12 protein-coding genes are annotated in these 12163 nt (G+C 30.2%); all 12 read left to right on the plus strand.

Going from position 1 to position 12163, the window contains the following annotated elements:
* Window positions 1-19 precede the first annotated feature (19 nt).
* On the plus strand, window positions 20-994 hold the full coding sequence (locus L3J60_RS01900; protein WP_291973789.1) for a 4Fe-4S dicluster domain-containing protein: 975 nt from the start codon (window positions 20-22) through the stop codon (window positions 992-994).
* 2 nt (window positions 995-996) lie between these two features.
* On the plus strand, window positions 997-2307 hold the full coding sequence (gene nrfD / locus L3J60_RS01905; RefSeq protein ID WP_291973790.1) for an NrfD/PsrC family molybdoenzyme membrane anchor subunit: 1311 nt from the start codon (window positions 997-999) through the stop codon (window positions 2305-2307).
* Window positions 2304-3173 carry a hypothetical protein gene (locus tag L3J60_RS01910; RefSeq protein WP_291973791.1) on the plus strand — a complete coding sequence of 290 codons (870 nt, stop codon included), beginning with the start codon at window positions 2304-2306 and terminating at the stop codon, window positions 3171-3173. The genes nrfD (L3J60_RS01905) and L3J60_RS01910 overlap by 4 nt, the downstream gene beginning before the upstream one ends.
* Before the next feature lie 36 nt (window positions 3174-3209).
* Window positions 3210-3608 (plus strand): cytochrome c, encoded by a 399-nt coding sequence (locus tag L3J60_RS01915; protein ID WP_291973792.1) that lies wholly within the window; start codon window positions 3210-3212, stop codon window positions 3606-3608.
* Between the two features lie 367 nt (window positions 3609-3975).
* Complete coding sequence (locus tag L3J60_RS01920) at window positions 3976-4959, plus strand: 4Fe-4S dicluster domain-containing protein (protein WP_291973793.1); 984 nt, start codon at window positions 3976-3978, stop codon at window positions 4957-4959.
* Window positions 4960-4980: 21 nt separating this feature from the next.
* The gene (gene nrfD, locus L3J60_RS01925; protein WP_291973794.1) at window positions 4981-6315 is read left to right on the plus strand and encodes an NrfD/PsrC family molybdoenzyme membrane anchor subunit; all 1335 of its coding nucleotides are present in this window, start codon (window positions 4981-4983) and stop codon (window positions 6313-6315) included.
* A gap of 33 nt (window positions 6316-6348) precedes the next feature.
* Window positions 6349-7254 carry a hypothetical protein gene (locus L3J60_RS01930; protein ID WP_291973795.1) on the plus strand — a complete coding sequence of 302 codons (906 nt, stop codon included), beginning with the start codon at window positions 6349-6351 and terminating at the stop codon, window positions 7252-7254.
* Window positions 7255-7318: 64 nt separating this feature from the next.
* The gene (locus tag L3J60_RS01935) at window positions 7319-7717 is read left to right on the plus strand and encodes a cytochrome c (RefSeq protein ID WP_291973796.1); all 399 of its coding nucleotides are present in this window, start codon (window positions 7319-7321) and stop codon (window positions 7715-7717) included.
* Window positions 7718-7917: 200 nt separating this feature from the next.
* Entirely contained in the window at window positions 7918-8937 is a 1020-nt protein-coding gene (locus L3J60_RS01940; protein ID WP_291973797.1) for a 6-bladed beta-propeller, read from the plus strand.
* Window positions 8938-8939: 2 nt separating this feature from the next.
* A complete protein-coding gene (locus tag L3J60_RS01945; protein ID WP_291973798.1) occupies window positions 8940-10619 on the plus strand; it encodes a cytochrome c3 family protein in 1680 nt (559 codons plus the stop codon).
* 357 nt (window positions 10620-10976) lie between these two features.
* Window positions 10977-11603, plus strand: coding sequence for a cytochrome c3 family protein (locus L3J60_RS01950; RefSeq protein WP_291973799.1), 627 nt, complete (start codon window positions 10977-10979; stop codon window positions 11601-11603).
* A gap of 211 nt (window positions 11604-11814) precedes the next feature.
* Window positions 11815-12163, plus strand: a 349-nt coding sequence (locus L3J60_RS01955; RefSeq protein WP_291973800.1) for a hypothetical protein, incomplete at its 3' end; no start/stop codon positions are given.

Raw genomic sequence — 12163 nt, forward strand, 5'->3', positions numbered from 1 at the left:
TAATTCGTATAAACTAATTATGGATCAAAAAGAAAATAATTCAAGAAGAAATTTTTTGGATAAAGGATTAAAAATAGGACTAGCAACAGCTATAGGGAGTATTGGTTTTTCAAAATTGGCTGAAGCTCTAACTACACAAACAGCTAAAGATTCCACGGATAAAATGCAATTGATGACAACCAACGGCACTTTAGTTGAAGTAGATACTTCAGAGGTAGTGGAAATGATTAACGGACAGGCTGAACATATTATGTATAATGTTAGAGAAGGTATTCCTAACCGCAAATTTGTAATGGTTATAGATTTAGCAAAATGTAAAAATGCTTTAAAATGCCAAGAATCTTGTAATAAAAATCATTTTATAACAGGAGATAATCCTTGGTTGAAAGTGCATAAAATGCAAGCGGATGATGATACTGCTCCTTATTGGATGCCAACCACTTGCATGCACTGTGACCATCCAGCTTGTGTTTCTGTTTGTCCAGTTGGAGCCACCTTTAAAAGAAAAGACGGCCTAGTATTAATTGATAATGAACGTTGTATTGGCTGTCGTTTTTGTATGGCAGCTTGCCCTTATTCTACTAGGGTTTTCAACTGGAGTGAACCAGACCAAGGCGATATTACTATGGATATGCATATGCACGGTGAAGAACATTATTCCCCTGAATATGCAGGGTTACCAAGTGTAAAAGGAACTGTAGACAAATGTGATTTTTGCCCTCATTTAATTAAAGAAAACGAATTACCTCATTGTGTTACAGCTTGTCCAAATGGTACATTCTATTTTGGTGATAAATATGAAGACACCGTAACAAATGGTGATGAAACATTGAGATTAAGTAAATTATTAACGGATAGAGCTGGTTTTAGATTAATGGATGATTTAGGAACTAGACCAAGTGTTTACTATTTACCACCTGTAAATCGATTAGTTGATTTTAAAGAAGGTTTAAAAAATTTTAGTGAATATAAAACTGACAAAAAACCTGAATAGCCATGAAAAATTACGATAAACTTCTTAATGACCTAGCTCCTCAAAAATTTGGTAAGGCAGGTGTTATCTGGACAAGTTCCTTAATTGTAATAATTATTATTGGTCTTATTGCATATATAGATCAAATCAGAAAAGGATTAGTTGTTACAAATTTAAACGATTATGCACTATGGGGAATTTATATTTCCAATTTTGTTTTTTTTGTGGCAACCAGTTTTGTGGCATCGGTAACCGTTGCTGTATTAAGGCTTACTAATAATTCTTGGAGAACACCTATTGTACGAATTGCTGAAATTATTGCTGTAGCCTGTATTATAATGGCTGGACTTACCATTATGATTGATATGGGAAGACCCGATAGATTATTAAATTTATTTATTTATGGCAGAATGCAATCACCTATTATTTGGGATGTTATTATCATTCCAACTTTTATGATAATTTCATTATTATTACTATACTTTCCATTACTACCTGATTTAGCAATTTTAAAAACACATTTTAAAGAAAAAAATCCAACGCTAAGTAAATGGTATGGCAGACTTTCGCTTAATTGGACAGGAAATCCTAAGCAAACTAAAATTCAGCTTAAATCCATTAAAATAGTTGCACTTTTAATTCTTATTACTGGAATTATTTTACAAACCATAGATGCTTGGTTATTTTCAACATTATTTAGAGTAGGTTGGGATAGCACAAATATGGGAGCCTACTTTGTTTCTGGAGCCGCAGTTGCAGGTTTAGGTGCATTAGTTACTGTAGTTTATGTTTTAAGAAGAGCCTACAAATTAGAAAATTATATAACAAACATACATTTTGATAAGTTAGGTAAATTTTTAGCTTTGGCTTGTTTGGTTTATCTTTATTTTAATATTAATGAATATTTAATTCCAGAGTTTACTTCAAAAAAAGAAGAAATAAGTCACTTAAATTTATTAATTGACGGTCAATTTGCACCACTATTTTGGTTAGTAATAATTGGTGGTTTAATTATACCTACTATTATTTTACTCTTTAAAAAAGGAAGAACCCCATTTTCAATATTTGTAGTTGGTTTATTGGTTGTAATAGGTTCATGGTGGAAAAGATACTTAATTGTAACGCCTACCCTCTTACACCCTTTTTTACCAATACAAGGAGTACCAAAATCTTGGCAACATTATTTTCCAAGTTGGCACGAGTGGATAATAACCATTGCAACACTAGCAATGGCACTGCTAATAATTACTATTTTAGTGCGTTTTTTACCAATTATTCCTATTGAAAAAACTGCTAATGAACAAGAATTATTAAATAAAAATACAAACTCATGAAAAACCAATTATCTATAATTCGCACCTCTTTTCTTGTATTGTTAAGTGTATTTATGGTTACTATGAGTTTTGCTCAAAAAGTAAAGAAAAATAAAGTAAGACTTTCTGTAAGTTATACGAAAATCATGGATGGTGAATTGTACTTTGATATTAAAGCAACCTCAAAAATAAAAAATAAAAATACTTTTATTCCTAATTTAGATTTAACTATTTATAATGTCCTAAATGACGAAGAAATAAAAATAGGAAAGATAACTACTAATATGGATGGTAAAGGTAGATTAGTTTTACCCAAATTAGATTCTATCCACGCTGATTCCACAAATACTTATACTATTTTAGTAAAATTTAAGGGCAACGCTTCTTTTAAAAAAGCTAAAAAGAGTATTAATTTTAAAAATGCTAACATTAAGGCTTCCATAATAAAAAAAGACAGTATAAATTTTATACAAGCAACTCTTATTGAAACATCTTTAAATATGCCTTTGAGTGAAGCAACACTTAATGTACAAGTACAACGACTTTTTAAATCTCTAAAAATTGGTAAAGATTTTTACACTACTGATGAAAACGGCACAATCCTTGTATCTATACCAACAGATATTCCAGGAATAGATGGTATATTAACTTTTGAAGTTGTGCTAGCTGACAGTGATAATTATGGAACCGTAAAAGCAATGGTAACAGCACCATTAGGTACTCAAATAGTTCAAGACAATGACTTTTATAAAAGAGAAATGTGGTCACCAAGAGATAAAACGCCATTATTTTTACTCATATTTCCAAATTTATTGACATTTGCAGTTTGGGGCATAATTATTTATTTAATCTTAAATTTAATTAAATTATCAAAATTAAACAATTAATCAATTAAAAACATGAAAACAATTAAAATTAAAAACATGAAAACAATTAAAATTTTAACCATTATCGGGGTTATTTCTTTTGCTTTTTATTCTTTTACTGTTTTGCAAGAAAAAGAATGGAAAGTACCAGCTAAGTATGAAACAATGAAAAACCCAATAGCACCAAAAACTGATGCTGCTATTGGAAAATCTTTATACCTGAAACATTGTAAATCATGCCATGGTAAGGAAGGTTTTGGTGATGGACCAAAAGCAGAAGATTTTGATGCTGATTTAGGAGATTTTTCAACTGAAGAATTCCAAGCACAAAGTGATGGTGCTTTATTTTACAAAACCACTACAGGAAGAGATGATATGCCTGAATTTAAAAAGAAGATGCCAAATGATGAAGATAGATGGCTAATAGTTAATTATTTAAGAACTTTAGCAGAATAATTTCTACATAAATTAAAAAAAAACCGAACCTCTCAATGTTCGGTTTTTTTATTTTCTACGTAAATATTTGTAGCTTAAATTTTTAACGATTTTAAAAATTATGGAGTTTTTATAATAATAACTCTTTTAATACTTCACTTACCCCAAGCTAAAATCAAATAACTATTTTTCAATTTACATCGTCTTTATGTAACATATATTTCTTAATGATGTAACAAATATTTCTTAACGATTCAATATTTTTTTGTATAAATTTTAATAAAATGATTTTTATCATTATTTCCCATAAAATGGGTTAATATCTTTACAGTACTAAAAATCAACATATTTACAAATTTACCGCTGTAAAATTGAGATATACAAAATCATGGAAAATTACAAATCTAAAAAAAGTGGAACCGACCGACGTAAATTCTTAAAATTAGGTCTTATGTCGAGTGTAACTATAGTTGCAGGATCTTCATTAATATCTAATTTATCTACTATTGGAGATGATACAAAAACTTCTGGCGAAAAAGTTCGCTTACTAACTCCTGATGGGAAAATGGTTGAAGTAGCTACTGAAAATATTAATAAATATCCCGAAGCACTTATAACCCCTGCTGAATCTAGAAAAGGTATTCCTGATAGAAAATTTGTAATGGTTATAGATTTGGCAAAATGCAAAAATGCACGAAAATGTGTAGAAGGTTGTCAAAAGGGTCATAATTTAGAATATCATGAAGAATTTATGAAGATTCAGCTACTTCAAAATACTGAAAATGAAGAACCTTATTGGTTTCCAAAACCTTGCTTTCACTGTGACGAACCACCTTGTGTAACAGTTTGCCCAACTGGAGCTACTTTTAAACGTGATGACGGAATAGTTCTAATTGATAATGAGCGTTGCATTGGCTGTAAGTTTTGTATGACGAGTTGTCCGTATTCAGCACGTGAATTTAATTGGGGTTCTGAGCCAGAATTTAATGATAAAACTCAACCATATTCTCCAGAAACTCAAGTTCCTAGAGCAGAAGGTACCGTTATGAAATGTGATTTTTGTCCTGATTTATTAAGACAAGGAAAATTACCTTATTGTGCACAATCTTGCCCAATGGGTGTTATTTATTTTGGTGATAAAAATGAAGACATTGTAACCAATGGAGATGAAACAGTTCGTTTTTCTCAATTAATAAATGACCGTGGAGGTTATCGTTATTTAGAATATTTAGGAACCAAACCTAACGTTTACTATTTACCACCTGTAAATAGACAATTTCCTTTAGAGCGTGGTTTAAACCACGATAAAGAAATTTTAGAGCGCTATAGAAACGTTCCTTATATAGATGAATTATTAAATAAAAAAAATTAAGTTAAATTTTCTTAGTCAATCATGGATTTAAATAATAGAAAAAAAGAATTAGTTAAAGAATTTTCTCCAATGCTTGAAAAATTCAGCCCAGCATTAAAATTATGGATTGGCGTTTTAGTTGTTGTAATCACAATTGGATTGTATGCTTTTGTTTTACAAGTAAAACATGGTCATATTATTACAGGAATGAGGGACAATGTAGTTTGGGGATTATATATTATTAATTTTATATTTTTTGTTGGAATTAGTTATTCTGGAGCCTTCATTTCTGGAATTCTACATTTTTTTAAAACTCCGTGGAAAAATTCAGTAACAAGAATTGTTGAAATTATAACTGTTTTGTCAATAATAGTTGGTCCTGTATTTATCTTATTATGTATTGGAAGGTTAGATAGACTCTATTATTTATTTATATATCCTAGAATTCAATCCCCTATTACTTGGGATATAATAGCTATTATTACAGATTTAATTGGTTGTTTTATTTATTTATATCTCACTTTTATTCCTGACTTTGCAATTCTAAGAGATAATCCCGATTTAAAAATTCCAAATTGGAGAAAAAAACTCTATAGGTTTTTGGCTATTAATTATAAAGATACTAAAGCACAACGTGCAAGGTTGCATAAAATAACCAGTATTATGTCAAAAATGATTATAGCAATGGCAATTGTTGCGTACACAGTATTAGCTTGGATATTCAGTTTAACGTTACAACCAGGTTGGAATAGTACCATATTTGCACCTGATTTTATAGTTGCTGGGTTATATTCTGGTGTTGGTGTTATTCTTATAGCAATGTTTATAATTCGAAAATATTTTAAATTAGAAAAATACATTATCAAATTACATTTTGTCCTTGGAGGAGCAGTGCTTCTTGTACTATCTTTATTATTTGGTTACTTTACGTTTAGCGATTATTTTGCCAAATGGTTTAGTCATAAAATGGGAGACGTTGGTTTGCTTCAATCCCTATTTACAAAATATTTCTGGCAATTTATTTTTGCAAATTATATAGGAATTTTAATACCAATTATTATTTTATCAATTAAAAAATTAAGAACTATAAAATTAATAACGTTTGCAGCCATAATTGCGGTTGCAGGATTATGGTTAAATCGTTATTTAATTGTAGTACCAACATTAGAAAACCCTTATGTGCCTATTCAAGATACTAGACCCGAATATATTCATTATACTGCAACTTGGATTGAATGGTCATTGACTTTTGCTGGTATCGCAACGTTTTTACTATTATTTACACTGATAATTAAATTTGTTCCCATAATATCAATGTCAGGTATTATTGATAATGAAAGAGAATTACAAAATGATAAATTAAAACTAACTAACTAACTAACTAACTAACTAACAGTAAAATTAGAAATCATGAAACGTAACCTATTTCAATACCCCTTTATTATTTCTTTTATTGTTGCATTATGCTTTTGCACTAATAGTATTGCTCAAAAAACCGATGCCAGTAATTATAGAATGAGATTTAAGTTTAAAACTATAAAACAAAAAGACAATTCTAGATTGCTAGAAGTAAGTTTTATTGGTCAAAACAAAAAAAATAGAAAAGATAAAGTTCCTGTATATAATGCAGAAATTGAATTTTTAAATATTTTAAATGAAGATAAAAAACTTTTAGGAACATCAAAGACTTCAAAAAAAGGCATTGCTCAACTACTACTTCCAAAAAATCAAAGCTATTTAACTGATGAAAACGGATATATCAATTTAACAGCAAAATTCAAAGGAACAAATGCTATAGACGAAAAAGTAAGCGAAATTATAATAAAAGATATAACCTTAGAACTAAATTTGAAAGAAATTGATAGCGTAAAAAAAGGTATTGTTAAAGCATATACTATTGATCGTTTTGGGGTTAAAACACCTATTGAAGAAGCAGATGTTATTATTTCTATTAAAGGAATGCTTTCTAATATGAAAATTAATGAAGGTACAATAAAAAATGGAAAATTCGAATTTGAATTTCCAACAGATATTCCTGGAAATGCTAACGGTACTATTACTGTGTATTCAACAATAGAATATAATGAAGATTTCGGAAATGTTGTTCAAGAAAAATCTATAAAGTGGGGTGTGTTTAATAAGAAAATTAAGGATAATAGCAACACGCTATGGTCTGAAGTAGCACCATTGTGGATGTATATAGTACTTACTATATTATTATTAGGTGTTTGGGCAAATTATTTATTTACAATTATTAACCTTTTAAAAATATATCGCGAAGGAAAAAATTTAATTATAAATCCTGAAGAACAATAGGCTAGCAATAAGCATTAATAATAATATAATTTTTAACAATTTATAAATCAAAAATTTAATTAACATGAAAACACTAAAATTTTTTATTACCATCGGAGTTATATGTTTCGGCCTTTTTTCATTCACTAAATTAATTCAAGAAGAATGGAAAGTTCCAGAAAAATATCAAAAAATGAAAAACCCAACGGCTACTACTCCAGATTTAGCAACTGGAAAACTTTTATATACTAAACACTGTAAATCATGCCATGGTGTTGAAGGTTATGGTGATGGACCAAAAGCAGAAGATTTTGATGCTGATTTAGGAGATTTTTCAACTGAGGAATTCCAAGTGCAAACTGATGGAGCTTTATATTATAAAACAACTATTGGTAGAGATGATATGCCAGGGTATATTAAAAAATTACCAGATGATGAGGACAGATGGCAAATTATAAATTATATAAGAACTTTAGTTGAGTAATTAAACCACTACAAAATTATACTATTAAATATATACAATAGAAAAAGCCAAGCAATACTTGGTTTTTTTTATTCAATTAACCAACACCTACTAATTCATACAAAAAAACATGATATAAATCACTTCTTCTTTAGATAAAAATCTATAAATTTACAGGGCATTATGTAACAATAGTTACTTCAATTTATAAATATTAGAGTATGAACCCCAGCATTAAACATCTTAAACTTGTGATAAGTTTAATTTTTTTTGGTATTTCTATGCTAAACAATGCCCAAGAAATTACACCTTCAATTGAAAAAAACAACACTATTAAAGAATATAGCATTAAATGGGTTCGTCAATTCCCCTCTGTAAAAAAACAGAACAAACCTGTACATAAAAATTGGCTTTCTATTTTTTTATTTGGAAGAAGAAATCTTCCTGAGATCACAAAGCCTCTTGCTATTATTGCTTCAGATTCTTCAAACTTTTTAATTTTAGATCAAGGAATTGGTACCATTTTCAATATAGGAGACAACAAATTAAAAATCCCTAAAATATTAAAAAAGAAAAAAGAAAAATTCCCTTCTTTAGTGAGTTTATGTAAGCTTACTTCAAATGAAATACTTTTTACTGATTCTCGTTTAAACAGAATATATCGTATGAATGAGAAGCAGAAAACATTAACTATTTTTAATGATTCGCTCTTACTTGAACAACCAACAGGAATAGCTTACTCAAAGGTTTCAAATGAAATTTGGGTTATTGAAACCAAAGCTCATAAAATTTCAATACTAAATGAGCAAGGTAACTTAATTAAAACAATAGGCAAAAGAGGTACCAAGCCAGGAGAATTTAATTTTCCTACATCAATTTGGATTGACCAACTTGGTAATGCCTATATTATTGATGCCATGAATTTTAGAGTTCAGGTATTTGATAAAAATGGAAAAGTGATTTCAGTTTTTGGTGAAGTTGGAAATGCTACTGGTTATTTTGCACGACCAAAAGGCATTGCAACAGATTCACATGGAAATATTTATATTAGTGACGCCTTATTTCACACAGTACAGGTTTTTGATATTTCAGGTAATTTTTTATATCAGTTTGGCAAACAAGGTAGAGGCCAAGGTGAATTTTGGATGCCTTCAGGAATTTATATAGATAATAAAGATTATATTTATGTTGCTGACAGTTATAACTCAAGAATTCAAATATTTAAACTCCTTAAAAGATAAAAATGAAAAATATTTCTATTATAATATTATCCTTTTTAATTAGTTTTCCTGTATTTTTAAATGCACAGTCTATTATAACAACCAAGCATAATTTGTCTATTAGCGGAACTGGAACCATCAAAGCTACATCAGAATCTGAAATTTGTATTTTTTGCCACACCCCACATAACAGTAGCCCAAGAGCCCCTCTATGGAATAAAAATATTTTGGGAACAACCTACACCTTATATAATAGTTCTACTTTAGATGCAGTCCCTGGACAACCTGATGGAAGTTCAATTCTTTGTCTTTCTTGCCATGATGGAACAATTGCTTTAGGTGAAGTTGTTAGCCGAACCACCCCTATAGATATGACTGGCATTATGCCTTCAAAAAGTAACCTCACTACAGATTTATCTAACGACCACCCTATTTCTTTTACCTATGATGCGGCACTAGCTGCTTCAGACGGGCAATTAAAAACACCTCCTTTAAATTCCTTGGCAATACTTGATCATAATTCAAAGCTACAATGCACCTCTTGCCATGACCCTCATAAAGAAACCAATCCTAAATTCCTTAGAGCTTCCAATGAATTTTCTGATTTGTGTTTTTTATGTCACGACAGAACTTATTGGAATAATAGTACTCACAAAACTTCTACTAAAACATGGAATGGAAATGGAACTAACCCCTGGGCTCATTTAGAATCAGCGTATGCTACGGTTTCTCAAAATGCATGTGCTAATTGCCACAACCCTCACAATGCAGATGGTAAGCAAAGATTACTAAAATCTAATCTTGAAGAAAATAATTGTCTTGATTGTCATAATGGAAATGTTGCCAGTAAGAATATACAAACTGAACTTGCTAAAACGTATAAACACGATGTCTATAATTATTCAGCAGTTCATGACCCTACAGAATCAACTTCTGTAACAACTAAACATGTAGAATGCCAAGATTGCCATAATCCTCATGCTTCAAATTCAACTACTGCAACTGCTCCTTTCGTAAATGGCTTCAACAAAGGTGTAAGTGGTATTAATCAGGCTGGAAACCCTGTAAATCCAGCTACCAATACTTATGAGATATGTTATAAATGTCATGCGGGTAACTCTTGGTCTCCATCACCAGCACTTCCTAGATTAATTGTTCAAAACAATGTACGGTTAGAGTTTGAACCATCTAACCCATCTTTTCACCCTATTGCAGGTCCTAGAAACAACTCAGAGATAACAGCCAATCTTATTTCTCCAAATACTTCTAGTACTGTTTTATACTGTACCAGTTGCCATGCAAGTAATAACTCAGCGGGCCCTGCGGGACCACACGGCTCTATATATCCTCAAATTTTAAAATTACAATACGAAACCGCAGACTATACCGTGGAGTCTGCTCAAGCGTATGCGCTTTGCTATAGTTGCCACAATAGAAATAATATTATAAATGATATAAACACTTTTAAAGAGCATAAATTACATATTGTTGAAGAAAGAACACCTTGTAGCGTATGCCATGATGCACATGGTATTAGCAGTACGCAAGGTAATAGTACCAATAACTCTCATCTTATTAATTTCAGAACAGACATTGTTCAATCTACTGGTATGGGAGGGTTAAAATATGAAGATACCGGAACAAATCGTGGACGCTGTTATTTAAGGTGTCATGGTAAAAATCACAGACCCAAATCTTATTAGAAGTAACTTTTATAGTTATAGTTATAGTTAGCTGTTGTGCATTTTGATTCTTTAAACTTACTGTTACGTCACTTCGCTATAAGTAAAATAATACAAATTATTGAATTAGTACGTTTTATAATTGTTTTGTCATTCCTTTCTATACTACAGATTTATATTTAAAATAAGCTGAAACCTTTTAGCTTCTACATTTTAAGTAAATTAACAAGACAATACCCTAATAGCAAAAATAAATAAATAAAATGGTAACTAATGTTACATAGTATGATAAAAATCATCTTTTTTACACTTTATTACCCTTAAATTTGTTGTAGATATTAAACATAACTTTTACTAAAATATATTAAAACTATTATTATGAAAACAACAAAATTATTTTTAACTTTAAGTTTAGCCGGATTTATGAGCTTTGTAAGTTTCGGACAAAATATTGCAGGTTCTGATCACGATTTTTCAACTGAAAGTTGGAATAGCACTGGGGAAATTTGTATAGTCTGTCATACTCCTCACAATGCTGTAACTGGTTTAACTGCTCCATTGTGGAATCACGAAGTAACTACAACTACTTTTACATTATACACAAGTACAGTATCTCCATCATTTGATGCTACTGCCAGCCAACCAGATGGCACTTCTAAATTATGTTTAAGCTGCCATGATGGTACTGTAGCTATGGATAACTTTGGAGGACAAACAGGTGGTACAGATTTTATGAGTGGTAGCGACAAGTTAGGTACTGACTTAAGCAATGATCATCCTATTTCATTTACATATGATGCCGCATTAGCCACAACAGATGGAGGATTATTTGACCCTACTACAACAAACTCAGGAGTTGGGAGTACTATTACAGCAGATTTATTATTAGCTAATAAATTACAGTGTTCTTCTTGCCACGATGTTCACAATGGCTCGGGTGTTGCAAAATTATTAGTTAAGTCAAATGCAGGTAGTGCACTTTGTTTAACTTGCCATAACAAATAATTACATTTAAAATTATTAAGCATACCAAATAGAGGGCTTTAAAAGCCCTCTATTTATTGTAATAATAAACACTCTTTACTACTTTAAATTTAAACCCTAAACACCTAATTTATCCATGCAAACTGATTTTAATCATAGCTTAAATCTTTTATTTTATATACTTTTACTTAATAACCTTAGTTCTTACTAAAACCTATAAATCATTAAAAAAATGAACTTTAAATCGTATTTTCTTTCTATTCTAAGTATATTATTTGTATTCATTTTTATTTCGTGTTCTCCGCGTATTAACAAAGCTACTACTGCAAAAAAAGTAATATACCCAGCAGCACCTGCAACGCCAAGAATTCAATATTTAACAAGTATTAGCAGTTCCTTAGATATTGCAAAAAAACAATCTGCTTTTACTAAATCTATTGTTGGTGAAAATCAGGTTCTCCCAATTTACAAACCTTATGGTTTATTTATGCGTAATGGGAAATTATATATTTGTGATGTCTCTCTAGGAGGAGGACTTGAAATTATTGATTTTGAGACAACTAAATTTAGTTATTTCGCTC

It is taken from the genome of Lutibacter sp., assembly GCF_021647475.1.
Classification (GTDB): Bacteria; Bacteroidota; Bacteroidia; order Flavobacteriales; family Flavobacteriaceae; genus Lutibacter.